Annotated in this window: 16 protein-coding genes; 7 read left to right on the top strand and 9 right to left on the bottom strand. The window is 64.4% G+C overall.

The window, feature by feature from the left end; translation table 11 throughout:
- Positions 1–10 precede the first annotated feature (10 nt).
- Both B9Z01_RS28820 and B9Z01_RS28825 read left to right on the top strand, forming a co-directional pair.
- Positions 11–1342, top strand: a complete 1332-nt coding sequence (locus tag B9Z01_RS28820; protein WP_244196184.1) for a sensor histidine kinase — start codon at positions 11–13, stop codon at positions 1340–1342.
- Positions 1343–1411: 69 nt separating this feature from the next.
- Positions 1412–2812 carry a carboxylesterase/lipase family protein gene (locus B9Z01_RS28825; RefSeq protein WP_085488971.1) on the top strand — a complete coding sequence of 467 codons (1401 nt, stop codon included), beginning with the start codon at positions 1412–1414 and terminating at the stop codon, positions 2810–2812.
- Between the two features lie 203 nt (positions 2813–3015).
- Here B9Z01_RS28825 and B9Z01_RS28830 read toward each other — a convergent pair whose 3' ends face one another.
- Positions 3016–4020, bottom strand: a complete 1005-nt coding sequence (locus B9Z01_RS28830) for a LysR family transcriptional regulator (protein WP_085488972.1) — start codon at positions 4018–4020, stop codon at positions 3016–3018.
- Positions 4021–4449: 429 nt separating this feature from the next.
- Here B9Z01_RS28830 and B9Z01_RS28835 point away from each other — a divergent pair, with 429 nt between their 5' ends.
- From B9Z01_RS28835 to B9Z01_RS28845, 3 genes are read left to right on the top strand one after another with little or no spacing between them, the layout of a single operon-like run.
- A complete protein-coding gene (locus B9Z01_RS28835; RefSeq protein ID WP_143809099.1) occupies positions 4450–6183 on the top strand; it encodes a pyrroloquinoline quinone-dependent dehydrogenase in 1734 nt (577 codons plus the stop codon).
- On the top strand, positions 6180–6821 hold the full coding sequence (locus tag B9Z01_RS28840) for a c-type cytochrome (protein ID WP_085488973.1): 642 nt from the start codon (positions 6180–6182) through the stop codon (positions 6819–6821). Before B9Z01_RS28835 ends, B9Z01_RS28840 begins: the two co-directional genes overlap by 4 nt.
- Before the next feature lie 15 nt (positions 6822–6836).
- Positions 6837–7511 (top strand): ankyrin repeat domain-containing protein, encoded by a 675-nt coding sequence (locus B9Z01_RS28845; protein ID WP_085488974.1) that lies wholly within the window; start codon positions 6837–6839, stop codon positions 7509–7511.
- An 84-nt stretch (positions 7512–7595) separates the two neighbouring features.
- Here the strand turns inward: B9Z01_RS28845 and gph are convergent, their stop codons facing one another.
- The 5 genes from gph to B9Z01_RS28870 all read right to left on the bottom strand — a co-directional run bounded on the left by gph (position 7596) and on the right by B9Z01_RS28870 (position 11311).
- Complete coding sequence (gene gph, locus B9Z01_RS28850; RefSeq protein ID WP_085488975.1) at positions 7596–8333, bottom strand: phosphoglycolate phosphatase; 738 nt, start codon at positions 8331–8333, stop codon at positions 7596–7598.
- Positions 8324–9148, bottom strand: coding sequence for an HAD-IA family hydrolase (locus B9Z01_RS28855; protein WP_085488976.1), 825 nt, complete (start codon positions 9146–9148; stop codon positions 8324–8326). Before B9Z01_RS28855 ends, gph begins: the two co-directional genes overlap by 10 nt.
- A 128-nt stretch (positions 9149–9276) precedes the next feature.
- Positions 9277–9699 carry an ExbD/TolR family protein gene (locus B9Z01_RS28860; protein WP_085488977.1) on the bottom strand — a complete coding sequence of 141 codons (423 nt, stop codon included), beginning with the start codon at positions 9697–9699 and terminating at the stop codon, positions 9277–9279.
- On the bottom strand, positions 9690–10451 hold the full coding sequence (locus B9Z01_RS28865) for a MotA/TolQ/ExbB proton channel family protein (protein WP_085488978.1): 762 nt from the start codon (positions 10449–10451) through the stop codon (positions 9690–9692). Before B9Z01_RS28865 ends, B9Z01_RS28860 begins: the two co-directional genes overlap by 10 nt.
- A 98-nt stretch (positions 10452–10549) precedes the next feature.
- A complete protein-coding gene (locus B9Z01_RS28870) occupies positions 10550–11311 on the bottom strand; it encodes a TonB family protein (protein ID WP_244196185.1) in 762 nt (253 codons plus the stop codon).
- Between the two features lie 228 nt (positions 11312–11539).
- Here B9Z01_RS28870 and B9Z01_RS28875 point away from each other — a divergent pair, with 228 nt between their 5' ends.
- Positions 11540–12664, top strand: a complete 1125-nt coding sequence (locus tag B9Z01_RS28875) for a YVTN family beta-propeller repeat protein (protein ID WP_085488980.1) — start codon at positions 11540–11542, stop codon at positions 12662–12664.
- 18 nt (positions 12665–12682) lie between these two features.
- Here the strand turns inward: B9Z01_RS28875 and B9Z01_RS28880 are convergent, their stop codons facing one another.
- On the bottom strand, positions 12683–15094 hold the full coding sequence (locus B9Z01_RS28880) for a TonB-dependent receptor (protein WP_143809100.1): 2412 nt from the start codon (positions 15092–15094) through the stop codon (positions 12683–12685).
- Positions 15095–15282: 188 nt separating this feature from the next.
- Between B9Z01_RS28880 and B9Z01_RS28885 the strand changes: the two genes are divergently transcribed.
- Positions 15283–16317, top strand: a complete 1035-nt coding sequence (locus B9Z01_RS28885; RefSeq protein ID WP_085488981.1) for a histidine kinase — start codon at positions 15283–15285, stop codon at positions 16315–16317.
- Here the strand turns inward: B9Z01_RS28885 and B9Z01_RS28890 are convergent.
- Together B9Z01_RS28890 and pqqE are read right to left on the bottom strand one after the other, a co-directional pair.
- The gene (locus B9Z01_RS28890) at positions 16287–16949 is read right to left on the bottom strand and encodes a response regulator transcription factor (RefSeq protein ID WP_085488982.1); all 663 of its coding nucleotides are present in this window, start codon (positions 16947–16949) and stop codon (positions 16287–16289) included. The genes B9Z01_RS28885 and B9Z01_RS28890 overlap by 31 nt on opposite strands.
- A gap of 2 nt (positions 16950–16951) precedes the next feature.
- Complete coding sequence (pqqE, locus tag B9Z01_RS28895) at positions 16952–18190, bottom strand: pyrroloquinoline quinone biosynthesis protein PqqE (protein WP_085488983.1); 1239 nt, start codon at positions 18188–18190, stop codon at positions 16952–16954.
- Between the last annotated feature and the right edge of the window lie 3 nt (positions 18191–18193).

Consider the following 18193-nt stretch of genomic DNA (forward strand, 5'->3'; position numbering starts at 1 on the left):
AAGATTGTGGATGACCACGGTCGTGCCACTTGCAGTCTGTCTGACGGCGCTTGTTGTGCCGGTGATCTACGCGTTCGATCACTATCCGGAGCAGACCATCGGACGACGGATGCAGATGGAATATGCCCATAAGGTTGCGGATGGAATCAGCTTCAACGAAGCTGGCATTCCCGTATCCATGCAACTACCGGAGCGTGACGCGTGGATGTTCCGGGTGACGCCCACCGAACTCAAATATCGCGTGCTGGACGAACAGGGACATGTACTGCTGGCTTCGACCGAAACAGGCAACGTGGATTCGTGGCTTCCATCTGATTTCTCTGGTGCCGTTGGTCACATCGCTCACTCGAATATCGACGGCAGACGATTCTTTGTCGTAACGCAGCGCATCATTCGAGGGCAGGCCGTCTTCTATGTGCAGACAGCGACAAGTGCGCGTTTCATCGAAGCGCTCGTCAGTTTAAAGATCAAGCCTATTCCGGCAGTCGTCAGAATTGTCTTTTTTGTCGCAATCGCTATTTTTGGACTGGCGTTGCCATTTGCGATCCGCTGGGTGCTCCGGCCCCTGCGGAATGCGTCAGAAGCTGCGGCACAGATTACGCCGCGCAATCTGAAAACACGCCTCTCGACGAATGGTGTTCCGAACGAAATCAGGCCGTTGATCAACGGCTTCAACGAGGCGCTTGGACGACTGGAAAAGGGCTTTACGGTTCAGCAGCAATTTCTTGCTGCCGCTGCGCATGAGCTGCAAACGCCATTGACATTGATTCGTGCAGGGATCGAGTTGCAGCCGGAGATCAAAGGGAAAGACCTGTTGATTCACGAAATCGATCTGATGTCGCGACAGGTGCGACAGTTGCTGCATCTGGCCGAGGTCAGCGAGGCACAGAATTTCAGCTTCGGCGAAGTCAGCATTGTCGACGCGGCGCAGGACGTCGTCGAGTATCTGGCACGCAAGGCCGATGCAAAGCGGGTGAAGCTGCATATCGACGAGCACAGCACACCGGCTTCAATCCGGGCGGACAAAAGCGCGCTCTTCATTCTTCTCAAGAATATCCTCGAGAATGCGATCAACGCCTCGCCTGCAAACGGCCGCGTGTCGTTGACGATTGACGAAGCATCGATCGAGATTAGCGACGAAGGACTGGGTATACGGAAGGAACACCTTCCGTTTCTCTTCAAGCGATTCTGGCGAGCACCCGATGCGAAACATGACGGTGCCGGTCTCGGATTGGCAATATGCTGGGAAATCGCATTGGCACACGACTGGCGGCTGACGGTGAGCAGCGAGTCCGTTGGAACTCGGTTCACCGTCTGGCTAGGAATGGCTGATAGCCGATGACCGTGACGCGAATTGCCTGCACGGGGCATCGTCAGGATGTCGACCAACCACCGCTATTGACGCCAAATTATGGATACCACCGTACGCACCAGGCAAGGTCTCATCGAGGGCTTCTGTGAGAATGGGATTTTCAGGTTCCTGGGTGTGCCCTATGCGAAGCCACCCGTCGGCGAACGCCGCTGGAGGCCACCGGGTCCCATGGACGGATGGGAAGGTGTCAGAAAGGCCCAGGAGTTCGGCCCCATATGCCCTCAGACTGCAGGCGCGGTGTTCCAGACGCGCGCCAGGTCCCAGAGTGAAGACTGCCTGTACCTGAATGTCTGGACGCGTTCGCTGGATTCGCAAGCAAGGCAGCCTGTGATGGTTTGGATTCACGGCGGCGGCTATTTGGGTGGCGGGGGTTGTGAAGATGGAACCGACGGTTCATGCCTCGCCGCAGAAGGTGTCACCGTGGTCAGTTTCAACTACAGGCTCGGCGCGTTTGGCTATCTGGCGCATTCAGCATTTGGGAGCAACTTTGGTCTCCAGGATCAAATAGCGGCTCTTCGATGGGTGCAGGAAAATATCGAGCAGTATGGAGGCGACCCCGGATGTGTCACCGTCTTCGGTCAGTCGGCTGGCGGCCATTCGGTGCGTACGTTGCTGAGTTGTCCGGTAGCCTCGGGGCTGTTTCATCGCGCGATCCTGCAAAGCGGCGGTAGCGAGCGGTTTGCATTTGACCATTCCGCGCCCAACGAGAAAACCTACGCGGCGAGCGAAGCGCTTATCGCGCATCTAGGGGGTGGCGGTCCTGATGACCTGCGGCGGCTTCCGACCGAGGTCGTCAAGGAGGCCTCTCATCTCTATAGCGGCGTGATTCCGAAACGTGGAAAGGTTCATACGCCAGCAAATCTGGCGTGGATGCCGGTGAACGATGGCGTGATCCTGCCCGTCGATAGTGACGCGCGGCCATTGGGATCTGTGCCGCTTCTTCTCGGCTTTACGCGAAATGAGGCCCGGTATTTCATTCGGCCTGGAATGCTGCCCTACAATCGAATACTCCTTTGGGCGATGACGAGAGTCCTGGCAGGAAATCAGGCCCGCGCCGTGCGTTCCCAGCTAGCGGCTCAAGCGACTTCGATGTACGAACGATTCGATCGGGTCTATACCGACGCCGTCTTCGCGGAGCCTCTATTGGCAACAGCAAAGCGTCTTCTGGACTCGGGGCATAGCTTTTACTGTTATCGCTTCGATCGGGTGTCACCAGGCGCTGCGAAATCGAACTTCCTCGCTAAACACACAGCCGAACTTCGTTATCTTTTCGGCACGCTGACAGCCGACGAATACGATGAGACAGACCAGCGGATTTCGGGCTGGCTACAAGCGCAGTGGATCGCTTTCGCTCGCGATGGCGCTCCAGCCGATGGCGTTGCGTGGCAGCCCTATGCCGCGGGCGAGCGCATCCTGGTCATTGGAGATGATGTGCAGTAGGGAGGCATCGCGGACGATCCAGTGGTGCCGCTTCTGCACAGGTTGCGGATTATCGAGCCGTCGTCGTCAACAGGGCTTTCGAGCCTTTGGCGCCGACTGTGGCACTGAAGCCGGATCTTACGGCAGACGCCGGCCGCTACGCGCGCGTGCCCACCGCCTAGTCAAGGGCTCGTTCGCACATCCTTAATGGGCGTGAGCAGGCCCTACACAATCGGCTCCGCTTCATCTCCCGCGGAACCGGTCGCGCCGGCATCCTGGGCGTCGATGCTCGTGGGGCGGCAGCGCGCATCGACTTCGGGCGTGCTCGCGAACAACGGACTGTCGCGAAGAAGCCCGGTGATCCAGTCGATGAACGCGCGCACGCTCGACGAGAGATGGCGGTTATGCGGATAGACCGCCGAAATGGGCAGCGGTGTTGGCTTCCACTGCGCAAGAATCTCGACCAGTGCGCCCGATTCCAGGTACGGCAGCGCCATGAAACGCGCGCCCTGGACGATGCCGAAGCCATTCAGCGCGCTGCCCAGATAGGCTTCCGCGTCGTTCACGGCAATGGAGCCGCGCATCTTGACCTCGACCACTTCGCCGTTCGCTTCGAACGTGAGGGGCATGATGCGGCCGGTGCGGCTCCAGTAGTAGTTCACCGTGCGATGGTTGACGAGTTCGGCCAGCGTTTCCGGCGTACCCGCCTCTTGCAGATAGGCCGGGCTCGCAACGGTGACGGCCTGATAGATGCCGATACGTCTGGCGACGAGCGATGAATCCTGCAAGGTGCCGATGCGCACCACGCAGTCGATGCCTTCCTGGACGAGATCGAGGGGCTTGTCGCCGAGGCCGAGCACGAGGTCGATCTCGGGATATTGCTCGTGAAAGCTGCCTAGCGCCGGCATGACGACGAGGCGCCCGAGCGCGCCCGGCATGTCCACCCGCAGCCTGCCGCGCGGCGTGCGCTGCTTGCCGAGAAGCGAGCTTTCGATGTCGTCGATGTCCGCGAGGACGCGCACGCACCGCTCGTAATAGGCGGCGCCGTCCGGCGTGAGGTTGAGGCTGCGCGTTGTGCGTTGCAGTAGGCGCGTTTTCAGACGGGCTTCAAGCGCCTGGACGGTCACCGTCACGCGAGCGCGCGGCATATCCAGAGTCTCGGCCGCGCGCGTGAAGCTGTTCGTTTCGACCACGCGTGCGAATACTTTCATGGCCTGCACGATATCCATTGCCCACCCCTCGTTCCAGCGCGCAGTCTAAACCGCGCGGGCAGCGTGCGCCACACGCCGGTGCGAGGCGGTTGCGCGGGGACGCGGCCGCGCATTCGCCAGCACTATTTCTTCGGCGGACGTTTCCCAATACTACGGATTGCGAACCACGGCGCCCGCCTTCCAAAAAGCCAGCCGAAAGTCTAGAAAATCCCCAACACATCGCCTACGCTTAATCGAGCCGGCCTTTCGAGGACCTCTGCATCAGCTCGCCCTCTCCTCTGCGAAGCCGACCCGTCCTGACAAAGCTATCAACGATTCGAAAGTCGTACGCTTTTGTTGTCTGCGAGGGTTGCGCCATCGTGTTTTTCTCACGCAGTCGTCCGCGTGAATCCATGCCGCACTCCTGCGTTGCAATTCATCGGAACAATAAAAAGCACGGAGACGCTCATGCCACTCAACCGCATTCAAGGAATGGTCGGCCTACCATTGCTTGCCGCCGCATTCGGCTTGCCCGCGGCCTACGCCGCCGACGAAGTTCAGAACAGCTCGACCACCACGGCTGCGCCGGTGCCCTCGACGCTTCAGCCCGTGAGTCAGGCGCAGCTCGATCGGGCCGCCACCACGCAGGCGGCCTGGCTGCATTCGAACGGCTCCTACGCGCAGACGCGCTATTACCCCGGTTCGCAGATCAACCGGACGAACGTCGCGAAGCTCAGACCGGCATTTATCTTCCAGACGGCGGTGAACGAGTCGATGGAAACCGCGCCGATCGTCTCGGACGGCGTGATGTTCCTCACCACGTCGTTCAACCACGTGTACGCGATCGACGCCGTGACGGGCAAGGAGTTCTGGCATTACAAGCACAAGATGGGTCCGGTCACGACGTTCTGTTGCGGGCCCAACAATCGCGGCGTCGCCATCTCGGGCAACCGGCTCTATATGGGCACGCTCGACGCGAAACTCGTCGCGCTCGACGCGAAGACCGGCAACGTGCTGTGGCAAAGCCAGATCGCCGATCCTGACGAAGGCTACTCGGAAACGATGGCGCCGACGGTGGTCGACGGCAAGGTGCTGATCGGCACGAATGGCGGCGAATACGGCATTCGCGGCTTCGTCAAGGCGTTCGATGCGAATTCCGGCCAGTTGCTGTGGACGTTCTACACGATTCCGGAAACCGGCCAGGAAGGCGTGTGGGCCACCAAAGACGCGACCGGCCGCGACGAGAAGCGCGACATCGCCGCGGAGAAGAAACAGCTCGCGGACAAGGGCGGCGACTTCTACAAGACGCTCGGCGGCGGCGTGTGGATGACGCCCGCAATCGACAGGCAAACGCATACGGTGTACTTCGTCGTGGGCAATCCGTCGCCGGACCTGTATGGCGCGATCCGGCCGGGAGACAACCTGTATACGGATTCGCTCGTCGCGATCGATCTCGATACCGGCAAATACAAATGGCACTACCAGTACGTGCCGCATGACGTGTGGGACCTCGACGCGGTGAGCCCGCCGATGCTGATCGACGTGCGCGACAACGACGGCAAGATGATTCCGGGTATCGTGCATGGCGGCAAGACCGGCCACGTGTACGTGCACGACCGCGCCACCGGGCGCCTGATCCGCTATTCGCAGGCGATGATTCCGCAGGAAAACATGTGGGCCTTGCCGACCGCCGACGGTGCACGCATGCTGCCGGGCGCGAACGGCGGCGTCGAGTGGTCGCCGATGGCGTTCGACCCGCACACGCGTCTCGTCTACGCGGCCAATCTGCATCAGCCGATGACGTATCAGGTCGAGGAAGCCGCCTATCCGGGCGGCAGCAAGCTCTGGCTCGGCGGCGCGTTCAAGGTGATTCCGTCCGAGCAGCAGTGGGGCAAGCTGTCCGCCGTGAACGTCGACACGGGCAAGATCGCGTGGGACTACAAGACCGATCAGCCGCTGATCGGCGGCGTGCTCGCGACAGCGGGCGGTCTCGTGTTCAACGGCGAAGGCAACGGCCTGTTCCGCGCATTCGACGCCGCCACCGGCAAGAAGCTCTGGGAGTTCCAGTGCGGCGCGGGCGTCAATGCGCCGGCCGTGTCGTACACGGTCAACGGCAAGCAGTACATCGCGGTCGCGGCGGGCGGCAATACGCAGCTCGACTACAAGCGCGGCAACAGCGTGGTCGTCTTCGCGCTGCCATGAGGGGGCCGGCGCTGCGGGGAGCGCGGGAAACGCGCAGAGCGGCGCGCAGAGCGGTGCGCGGCGCATGGGCGGTGCTGCTATGCGGCTGGTTCGCGGCCGCATGGCTGCCGTCGGGCGCGCGCGCCGATGCCGAGGCGGGCAAGGCGAAAGCGCAGGTGTGCGTGGCCTGTCATGGTCCGATGGGCAATTCGACCAATCCGGACTATCCGATTCTGGCGGGGCAGACTGCGCGCTATCTCTATCTCGAACTGAAGGACTTCAAGGAAGGGCGGCGCAGCGATCCGCGCATGTCGCCGATGGCGGCGAATCTCTCGCGCGAGGACATGCAGGACCTTGCCGACTACTTCGCCGCGCAGAAGCTCGTGCCCGTACCGTACAAGACGGATGGCGCGAGCATCGAAGCGGGCCGGAAGAAATCGGCCGAGGTGCTGTGCACGATGTGCCACCTCGGCGGCTTTGCCGGCCAGAACGAGATTCCGCGCGTCTCCGGCCAACTGTATCCGTACATCGTCAAGCAGTTGCAGGACTTCCGCTCGCATACGCGGACCAATGATGCGGGCAACATGGCGAGCGTGACGCGCAATCTGAGCGACGACGACATCCATAATCTGGCCGCCTATATCAACAATCTCCAGTAGCACGGGGCAGACATCATGAAGGAAACATTCGCTCGTCCGGTTGCGCTTGCCGCTGCGTTTGTCGTTGTGCTCGCCGCCGCATCCGGTGCGTGCGTGCCCGTGCTCGCGCAGGACCTTGGGGCGATCAACCGCCAGCTGCTCGCGGCCGCGAAGGACGACGACCAGCAATCGCTCGTCGCGGCATTGCAGCACGGCGCGGCGGTGGACGCGATGAACCGGATCGGCGACACCGCGTTGATTACCGCGTGCAAGAAGGGCGATACGGCGATGGCGCGCACGCTGATCGAGCGCGGCGCGAACGTGCAGCACGCGAGCGCGCCGGGTGTCACGCCTTTGATGGCCGCGGCGTATGGCGGCTTCGATGAAATCGTCGCGCTGCTGCTCGCGCATGGCGCCGATCCTCTCGCGACGGATCGCGTCGGCAAGACCGCGATGGAATACGCGGCGGGCCAGGGGCAAACGAAGGTCGTGGGTCAGTTGCTCGATACGGGTATCGACGTGAATCGCACCTACAAGAACGATCTCACCGCATTGATGTGGGCGGCGGGATACGATCGCGCGGAGACCGCGCAGTTGCTGCTCGCACGCGGCGCGAACCGGTCGTTGAAGGACAACCGGGGCATGACGGCGAAGGATATCGCGGTGCAGACGAAATCGGCGCGGGTGGCGGGGTTGTTATCGGCGGGCTGATGGCGACGCATGTTTGCTTTGCGCGGCCGGGACGCAGTGTTCAGATGTGCGCGTTACTTCCCATGTGCGCGTTGTATGTGAGCATTATTTCGCGTTCGTGCTCATGTGCGCTCCTGTGCTCGCGTTCGCGTTTGCTTTTTCGGTCGGCCGCGTTTGCGCCAAAGCCGCCGGCAACGCTTCGAACGAGTCGATCAGCGCATCGCCACGCAACGTGCCGGCACCGCCCGGCCCGCCATAGCCATAGCTGACGATGAAAACAGGCAAACCGGCCGCGCGTGCCGCCGCGACGTCGACGGCCGAATCTCCGATCAAGACGCAATCTCCGGGCTCGGCATCGAGCAGCCGGCACGCATGCCAAAGCGGTTCGGGCGACGGCTTCATGCTGGTCAACGTGTCGCCCGCGACCAGCACGTCCAGATAAGCGGCCAGTCCTGTTTTTTCCAGCAGCGGTGCCGCGAGCGCCTGCGGTTTGTTGGTCACGCAGGCGGCGCGATACCCTCGCCGCCGCAATTCACGCAGCCCGGTAGTCACGCCCGGAAACACGCGGCCCAGTTGTCCGTTGGTCGCGGCATAGCGCCGTTCGAACATGCACTGCGCGTGCCCGATGTCGAACCGCTCGCCGGGTTTCGCCGTTTCCAGCGAGCGTTGCACGAGGTTGCGCACGCCGTTGCCGATGAACCCGGTCACCGTGGCGAACGGCAGCGGTGTCGCGCCGAGGTCATCGAGCATGCCGTTGACGGCGGCGACGATGTCCGGCGCGGTGTCGATCATCGTGCCGTCGAGGTCGATCAGCAGCGCGTTGCAGTGGCGGCTCATTGCCATGACGCACCTGGGTTCGCTCGATGATCCGTGTTCGGCTGCACGCGCGCAGCGCGCTCGGCGTGACGCACAGCGTCCCCATGCCAGCGGCGCAGCGTCGCCAGGTCCACCCAGCAATGGTGTTCGCCGCGCACCGGCCCGGCAAGCGGCGTCTGCGGATCGCCGAGGTGAGGCAGCACGGCCAGCGCTCCGTCGAAGCAGTCCTCCGATGTATACGTGCTCGGCGTGACGATGGCCGCAATACCCGCCGCGCGCGCCGCGAGCAGGCCGTTGCCGGAGTCTTCGAAGGCAAGACAGGCCGCGGCTTCCAGACCGAGCTGTTCGAGCACATGGTGATAGACGTCGGGGGCCGGCTTCTTCGTCGGCGTGGTGCCCGCGTCTCCGATTGCCGCGAAGCGCGTGCGCCAAGCTGCACCAAAATGGACTTGCAGCAGGGCGTCGAGGTTGGCCGGTGTCGTGGTCGTCGCGATGGCGATGCGCATGCCGGCCGCGGCCGCTTCGTTCATCAGGCGCGCGATGCCGGGGCGCAACGGCAAGCCGCCGCGGCGTACGCGTTCGGTGTAGTGAAAGGTCTTGCGCGCGTGCAGCGCCTCGGCGGCCTGGGTGGCTTGCGCGCCCGCGGCTTCTTCTGTGTCGACCGTGCGCCAGTAGTGCAGCAGGCGCTCCTTGCCGCCCGCCACTTTGAGAAGGCGCGTATAGAGCGCCTCGTCCCAGAACCAGTCGAGTTTCGCTTCCGCGAACGCGGCATTGAATGCGTGCAGATGAGCGGTCTCGGTGTCGGCCAGCGTGCCGTCGACGTCGAAGATAAGGGCTTGCATCGTCGGGTCCTTGCCAAGGTGATTGCCGTTCAGACACGCACCACGATAGCCGAGCCGCAGGCCGATTTGAATTCAGAGATTCTTTCGCCGCCGATAAGCTGCTCCTTATGGGTTGATGCCCGACCGCGCTATTTTTTGCGCTGCGGGTCGGTCACGAACCCGAGCTTCGTCAGCCCTCCGCTCTGGGCCGCCGACATCACGTCGGCCACCCGCTCGTAGGGCACCTTGCGATCGGCGCGCAAATGCAGCTCGGGTTGCGGCGTGGCATGCGCGGCCTCGGCGATGTGCGCGCGCAAGCCGTCGTCGGTGACGGGCTGGCCGTCCCACAGAATCGAGCCGTCCGCCTGCACCGCGACGTCGACGTGGGCGGGCTTGACGGCTTCCGGCTGGCTGCTCGCGCGGGGCAGATCGATCCTGACCGCGTGCTGCATCGCGGGAATGGTGACGAGGAAAATGATGAGCAGAACCAGCATGACGTCGACGAGCGGCGTCATGTTGATCTCGTTCATCAGACCTTGATCGTCGTCGTCGGAGAACGGGCTCATTGCCATCCGAGGTCTCCATCACGGGTGGCGTTGCCGCTGTGCGGCACGACCCGCATCTGCGGACCGGCGCTCGAAGGCAATTGCGAGCCGGTCACGAAGTACGCGTGCAGGCCGTGCGCGAAACGCTTCAGGCGGGCGACGATCGAGCGGTTCGCACGCGTCAGTCCGTTGTAGCCGAGCACGGCGGGGATCGCGACGAAGAGCCCGAACGCCGTCATGATGAGCGATTCGCCGACCGGTCCCGCCACGTGGTCGATCGAAGTCTGCCCAGTCTCGCCGATCACGATCAGCGCATGGTAGATGCCCCAGACGGTGCCGAACAGCCCGACGAAGGGCGCGGTGCTGCCGATCGAAGCGAGGATCGCGAGGCCGCTTTGCAGGCGCGCGACCGTTTCGTCCATCGTGTCCTGCAGGCGCCGCGTGATCCAGTCCGACACGTCGATGCGGTCGTGCAGATGCTGCTGCGTCTGCCGATGATGCGTCGCAGCTTCATGGCCCGCCAGCGCGAGCGCGAGCAGCGGATTGTCGTGCGGGTTCGACTCGGGATAGCCGAGACTGCGCAGGCCGTCGTCGAAGCGGTCCGCGCTCCAGAAGCGCGCGTCGCTCTGCCGGGTCACGCGCCGAAGCCGCATCACCTGCAACAGCTTCACGACGATCACCGTCCACGACATGACCGACATGATGACCAGCACGCACAGTATGCAGCGCGTGACGAGATCACCTGATTCCCAGACATTTGCGAGTCCGTAATGTTGCATGGCGGTTTCCCTGGTTCGTTGTCCTTCGTCTTCAATCTTTCGTCTTCAGTCCTTCGTTTTCGGTTCCGTGCCTTCGGTCCGCCGCCGCGATGGCGGCGTCAGTCGGCCAGCCCGAAGACGAACGATTGCGAATACGCGGCGCGAACCGGCACGCCGTTTTCGCTGTATGGCTGACAGGCGCTTGCATGGGCGGCGGCGAGCGCGGCGTCGTCGAGCCGTGCATAGCCGCTGCTCTTTTGCAGCTCCACCGTTTCGACCCGGCCGGTGAGCCCCACGACGAAGCGCACGACGGCCGTGCCGTTCTCGCCGCGCCGCCTCGAGATGTCAGGATAGTCGGGCTTTGGAATCGTGCAATCGACGTGCGAGACGTTTTTCGGCGCGCTCGAGGCGGGCATCGCCGGCTGGGCGGCGGGTGCGGATGCCGCCATCGGCGCGGCGGGCGCGGGTGTCGCTGGAGCGGTGGCCGCTCGCGCGGGAGTGGACGGCGCGGCGCTTTGCGCCGTTGCCGCCGGTGCGGGCGTCGTGACGCTGGGGGGCTCCTGCGGCGCGCGTTGTACCTGCGGCACCCGCGGCACCTGTGGCGCATGCGCACGCGGCGGCGGCACGGGTTTCACGCGAACGGCGGGGCGGGCAGCCGGCGGCGTTGCCGGCGCGGGAGCGGCGGGCGCGGGAAGCGCGGCGGCGGGAGCGGGCGGTTCGGGTTCGGGGCTCAGCAGCACGGCGGTGATCGTGCGCGGTTCGACGGGGCGTTCGAGTGTTCTGTCGCGTACCGCGAGCATCAAGGCCAGCAGAGCCGCATGCGCGGCGATCACGACGCCCAGCACGAGCGCGGCACGACGGTAACCCGTCGCGGGATGCATTGCCTTTCCTGGGCCTGCGGGGTTTGCCATCACAGCTTGCAGCATCACTGCCACCTCCGCGGTTATTGTCTCCCCGTGCCCCGGGTTTTAGAACCCGCGCTGGCTCGCGCGAATCAATTCGGGAAATTCTCCCGCCCGATCTTCGTTGTCAAACAATCGCACGGTGGGATACTTTGAATCGATGACGCGAGCCATCGCGGCGCAGCGCTTTCACCACGGAGTACAACAATGCTGGAGACACGGATTCCCAACCGAAAATCACGCCGTTCCATCGCGCTGGCCGGCGCGCTCGTGCTGGCCGCGAGCGCCGCGCAGGCCGCCGCGCCGCTTGCCTACGTGACGAGCGAGAAGGCCGGCGTCGGCGTGATCGACATCGATCAGATGACACTCGCCCAGACCTTTCCGGTCGGCGCGGACGGCCCGCGCGGCCTGAGCCTCAATGCGGACGGCACGCGCCTGCTCGTCGCCAACAAGAACACGGGCGATCTCGCGGTGATCGACACGGCAACCGGCAAGGTCGTCGAGCGCGTGAAGATCGGCAAGAATCCCGAGTATGTGCGGGTGCACAACGGCTATGCGTACGTGACCTACGAGCCCGGTGAAAACGGCGGGCCGCCCGCAGCCGAGGCGGGCGGCAAGCCCGAAGGCAAGCCCGACGCAAAGGCGGACGCAAAAGCAGGCGGCAAACCCGGTGCGGACGACGACGATGCCAACCCGCCGCCCGCGGAAATCGCGCTCGTCGATATGAAAACGTGGCGCGTGATCCGCTCGGTGACGAGCGGTCACGAAACCGAAGGCATCGAATTCTCGCGCGACGGCCAGGAGATGCTGGTCACCAACGAAGGCGACGATACGGTGTCGGTCTATCACGCGCGCACCGGTGCGCCGATCAGGACCGTGAAGCTTGCACCCGGCGGGCGGCCGCGCGGCATTCGCCTGTCACCCGACGGCAAGCACTACGTGGTCACGCTCGAATCACTCAGCAAGTTCGTCGTGATCGACGCGCACACGTTCGACGTGCTCAAGACCGTCGACACCAAACTCGGCCCCTATGGCGTCGCGTTCGGCCCCGATGGCCACCGGCTGTTCGTGGCCGCGGCGCGCGACCAGACGGTGCAGGTGTTCGACGGCCACACCTACGAGCATATCGCCGACGTGCCGGTCGGCCAGCGCTGCTGGCACTTCAGTTTCACGCCGGACGGCTCGAAGCTGATGGTGGCGTGCGGGCGCTCCGATGCGGTCTACGTGCTCGACGCGAAGAGCTATCAGCCGATCAAGCAGATCGGCCAGTTGCCGCTCGCCTGGGGCATCGTCACCTATCCGCACAGCGACGGCTCGATCGAATCGCATTGAGCGGCTTGCCGTGCGCCGTTACTTCCACGCGTAGCGCAGCCCCACCCAGAAGCCACGCGGCGCACCCGGCCCAACGAACTGTTCGTTGACCGGGTTCGCGCCGTTGAAGGTGTTGTTGGGTCCGGTGAAGAAATTCTGACCCAGCGCGCCGAAGCTCGCGTAACGCTTGTCGAGCAGGTTCGTCACCGAGGCGAACACCTGCAACTGCTTCGTCACCTGGTACGCGGTGTCCATGTCGATCAGCAGATAGCCCGAGATCCTGCCGTTCACATCCTGGTTGTTTTCGTCGCCCTGCGCGTAAACGCTGCCGCGCCACGTGAGATTCGTGCCGATTCGCCATTTCGCGGTGGCCGCGTAGTCGAGCCGCAGCTTGACCGTCGTCGCGGGAATGCCGGGAATGTGATCGCCCGGCTTGACGGTGATGTTGCCGTCGGCGTCGGCGCTGGAATTGCTCGGACTGCTTTCGGTCCAGCTCGACTGGTAGGTCGCGTCGACGTAGCTATAGCTGCCGGTCACCGTGACCGGGCCGTACTTCGTCTGGCCTGCCAGTTCGACGCCTTGCCGGCGCGTGCGGCCGACGTTCTGGAAAAAGCCTTGCGAGCTTCCCGCGCCGTTGCTGCTGATGAACTGGATGTCGTTGTCGAGCGTCGTGCTGTACGCGGCGGCGCTCCATGTCGTGGCCGAGCCGATCTTGCCGCGCGCGCCGACTTCATAGGTCTTCGAAATAACCGGCTGGAGCGGCGGGTCGGAGATGAAGTCGTTCGGCAGCGAACACGGCGCGGCCGGATCGGCGCAGGCGAGCTCGATCGCGGTCGGCGAGCGCATGCCCTCGTTGTAGGTCGCGTAGGCCGTGAGCGCCGGCGTCGGATTCCAGTTGATGCCGACCGCCGGGTTGAAGCGCGAGAACGTATGGTGGCCGTCGAGCTGCGGCTGCACGCCGCTCGCGTCGCCGATCGTCGCCTCGGCCCAGTTGTAGCGGCCCGCGAGCGTGAGCGACCAGTGCGGCGTCAGCGACAGCGTGTCCGACAGATAGATGCCGTAGTTCGTATTGTGTGTTTTCGCGTAGGTCTGCTGCTCGTAATCGCCGATGCCGATCGTGGCGCGCGAGGCGGTGAAGGCCGCGTCCTGCGACGACTGCGTGAAGCTCGAATCGGCGGCATCGACGGCCATCCCCGCGATGAACTGGTTCTCCATGCCGCCGAGCTTGCCGAGCAGCGTGAGCTGCAGGCTCGCGCCGTAGCTGTCGGTCGTCACGGTCGACCTTTCGTTGGTTGCCTGCAACGTATCGACGTCGCCGTCGTCCTCCACCGAGCCGTAGTCTTCGTTGACGTTGCTGCTGGTGTTGGTGTTGCGGAAGTGCCGGTAATAGGCGTTGCCGCTCAGCTCGACGTGGTCGTTGAAGTAGTGGTCGCCCGACAGCGTCAGATAGCCGACCGTGTTCTGGTTCTGGTCGGGATACGTATAAGGTTGTTTGGGATTGCCAAGGAACGAGCGCGGAATGGTTTGCGTGCCGTGCAGATCGTTGTCCGCGCCGCCCGCCGACAACGACAGCGTCGTATCGGCGTCGGTATAGCGCAGCTTGCCGAACACCTGGCGGATGCGGCTCTCGTTCTGCTCGGCCCAGCCGTTGTCGTTCGCGGCGTTGGCGGTGAAGTAGTAGTCGAGGTTCTGGCCGATCGTGCCGCCCTGTTCGATCTGCGCGGCCTTGCGTCCCCACGAGCCGCCCGAGATCTCGGCCTCGCCGCCCGGGTTGTCCTTGCCGTTCTTGGTGGTGATCGAGAGCGCGCCGCCGAGCGTGTTGAAGCCATAGGTCGGATTCGAGCCCGGGATGATCTGGATCGTGTCGATCGCCTGTTGCGGCAGCAGGTCCCAGTTCACCACGTCGCCGAACGGTTCGTTCACGCGCACGCCGTCGACGAACACCGACAGACCCTGCGGGGTGCCGAGCAGCGGCGACGCGGTGAAGCCGCGATAGGTCAGGTTCATCTGATACGGATTGCCCTGCGCATCGGCGATGTTGACGCTCGGCAGATTCGTCGCGAGGTAATCGGTGAGCGTCTGGCGCCCTTGCCGTTGGATGTCGGCGGCGTGAACTGTCTGCACGTTGGCCGGCACCTGCGTGAGCGGCGTGCCGATGCCGAGCAGCGGCGTGGTGCCGACCACGACGATCGGCGCGAGTGTCGTCGTGGGCGTCGTGCTGGTGTTGGCGGCGTTGTTGGCGGTGTCGCCGGCAGCCGTGGGTGCAGCAGGCGCGGCAGATGCAGCAGGTACAGCCGATGAAGCAGAAGCAGGCGCCGATGCCGCAACGGCCGGCTCACCCTGCGCCCACGCATTCGCCGACAAGGCCGCGAGCGCACCGCCGAAATACAGCGTGATGCCGGCACGCCGCTGGAAGCGGCGTTTTCGGCGTGCCTGGAATCGCATGCTCATCGTTTTGTCTCCTGCCGGCTTTATTGGTGTGCGCGTCGCGCGTTCTCGCGTTCTTTAACGTCTGTGTAAAGCTTCTCATACGCGCCTGTAAGCCGCGCGGGAGCTTTTCCCGATCTGCCAGGGAAGCGTTCCCAAAACCCGCGCAAAAATCCGCTGCGCGCGATTGGGCTGGGTAGAATGCAAACGTCATGTCAAGCGACCCGATCCACTCATCTTCCGCTGGCCGCCCGCCGCCACAGTCGACGATACGGCGCGACCTCGCATGGGTGTGCGCCGTGACCGTGCTCGCGGCGGTGCTTGGCGCCGCGTTCGATCTCAGCGAGAAGGCCTACCGGTTCACGCGCGGCATGGAGCGTTTCCAGCTCGACGAATTGCCGGGCACGTTACTCGTGCTGTCCATCGGCCTTGCGTGGTTTGCCTGGCGCCGCTACCGCGAGGCGCGCCGCGACCTGGGCTATCGCCGCATGCTCGAAGAGCAGGCCGAACAGCTGCTCGCCGATAACCGGCGCCTCGCCAATCAGGCGCTGCAGGCACAGGAAATGGAGCGCCGGCACATGGCGCGCGAACTTCACGATGAACTCGGCCAGTATCTGAACGCGATCTCGCTCGACGCCGCGCGCATCCGCGATCTGTCGGGCGAGCGCGAGCCGGAGATTCATCGCGTGTCGCTCGGGTTGATCCAGAGTGCGAGCCACGTGTATCGCGAGATCGGCGGCATGATTCGCCGCCTGCGGCCGATCGGTCTCGACGAATTCGGCTTGCCGAGCGCGCTCGAACACTGCGTCGACGGCTGGCGCGAGCGGTTGCCCGAGGCTTCGTTTTCCGTGACCATCGAAGGGGATTTCAGCGGCCTGAGCGATGCGCTCACCATCACGCTCTACCGGCTCGTGCAGGAAGGGTTGACCAATGTGTCGAAGTTCGCGCGCCGCTCACGCGTGGAACTGTTCATGGTGCGCGCGCCGCGCGAAGCGCACAACGCCGAAGCTGGCGAGCGCGGCAAGGGCGGCGCGCCAACCCCGATCGACGAAATCGTCGTGACGATGGCCGACGACGGCCCCGGCACCGATCTCACGAAGCCGCGCGCAGGGCTCGGACTGATCGGCATGCGCGAGCGCGTCGAAGCGCTCGGCGGCGAATTCCACGTGGCGAGCAAACCGCAGGGCGGTTTTCTGTTCTGCGCGCGCGTGCCCGCTCACGCGGGGCTGGCCGAGCCGGTGAACTGAAGTCCGAGGCGGCTCGCCATCTGCGCGAGCTGCACGCCGTTGTCGGCGCCGAACTTCTGGCGGATCACCGATTGATGGTTCGCCACCGTCTTCTGACTGAGCCCGAGTTTCTCGGCGATGCTCGGCAGCGTATAGCCCTGCACGAGCAGACGCAGCACCTCGAACTCGCGAGCCGACAACTGGCGTCCCGGCGGCCCTTCGTTGAAGGCGGTGCGCATCGCGAGCGCCTGCGAGATGTCCGGGCTCAGATAGCCCGCGCGCCGCGCGATCGAACGCACCGCTTCCACCAGCACGTCGGGCGCGCTCGCCTTCGTCACGTAGCCGAGCGCGCCCGCATCGAGCGCGCGGCGCACGAAGATCGATTCCTCATGCACGCTGAAGATCAGCACGCGCGCATCCGGTTCGCGCGCGAGCATGCGCCGCATCGCTTCGATGCCGCTCGCTCCCGGCAGCGACACATCCATCACGACCACGTCGGGCCGTAGCGTGCAAAAGCGCTGGTACGCTTGCGCGGCATCGCCGGCTTCGCCGCACACCTCGACATCGGAGTTCAGTTCGAGCAGGCGCCGGTAGCCTTCGCGCACGACCGCATGGTCGTCGACGAGCAGGACGGAGATGATTTCCGTAATCATGGTTATGCTCCGTGGTCGCCGCCGACACCGGGCTCGCGGGCCGCGGCCGCGAGCTTGCGCGAGTTGGCGTCGTTGCGAAACAGAATCGGCTGTTCGCGGGCCGCCGTTGCCGCGCCGGATACCGATGCCGATGCCGCGCGTTGCACGATCTTGACCACACTGTCGTGAAACGGCGACTTGTCACAGACGGGGTCGGCGTTGGCTGCGTCGCCCGTGAGCAGATACGCCTGGCAGCGGCAACCGCCGAGGTCGTGTTCCTTTTCCTCGCAACTGCGGCAAGGCTCCTTGAGCCAGCTCAGACCGCGAAAGCGGTTGAACGCGTCGCTCTCGTACCAGATCTCGCGCAACGGCGTGTCCTTCACGTTCGGCAGCGTGAGGCCGGGCAGGCCGCGCGCGGCGTGACACGGCAGCGCGGCGCCGTCGGGCGCGACGCCGAGAAACACCGCACCCCAGCCGTTCATGCAGCGCTTCGGGCGGCGCTCGAAGTAGTCGGGCACGACGAAGAAAATCTTGCAGCGCCCGCCATGCGTGCGGCGATAGCGCGCGACCACCGCTTCGGCTTCCTCGAGCTGCTCGCGCGTCGGCATCAATTGCGCCTGATTCTCGCGTGCCCAGCCGTAGTACTGCGTGTTCGCGAGTTCCAGATATTCGGCGCCGAGCGCGAGCGCCATCTCGATGATCTTGTCGACGTGCGGCAGGTTATAGCGATGCAGCACGCAGTTGAGCACCATCGGAAAACCGTGCCGCTTGAGCGCGGCGGCCACGCGCTGCTTCAGCTCGAACGTGCGCGTGCTGCTCAGAAAGTCGTTCAGCTCCTGCGTCGAATCCTGGAACGACAACTGGATGTGATCGAGCCCGGCGGCCTTGAGGTCGCCGAGGCGCTGCTCGGTGAGGCCGACGCCGGACGTGATGAGATTCGTGTAGAAGCCGAGTTTGTGCGCTTCTTCCACGAGCACTTCGACGTCGTCGCGCACGAGCGGCTCGCCGCCCGAAAAGCCGAGCTGTACCGCGCCGAGCGCGCGTGCGTCGCGCAGCACGTCGAGCCATTGCGCGGTCGTGAGTTCGCGGTTGTGATCGGTGTAGTCGAGCGGGTTGTAGCAGAACGCGCAATGCAGCGGACAGCGGTAGGTCAGCTCCGCGAGCAGCCAGAGCGGCGGCGGCACGGCGGTGCCGCTGTCCTCGGGCTGCGCGCCGGAACCCGGCAGCGGGGCGGGTTGCGAGGGTTGCGAGAGATCGGTCATCGC

It is taken from the genome of Paraburkholderia susongensis (genome assembly GCF_900177725.1).
Classification (GTDB): domain Bacteria; phylum Pseudomonadota; class Gammaproteobacteria; order Burkholderiales; family Burkholderiaceae; genus Paraburkholderia; species Paraburkholderia susongensis.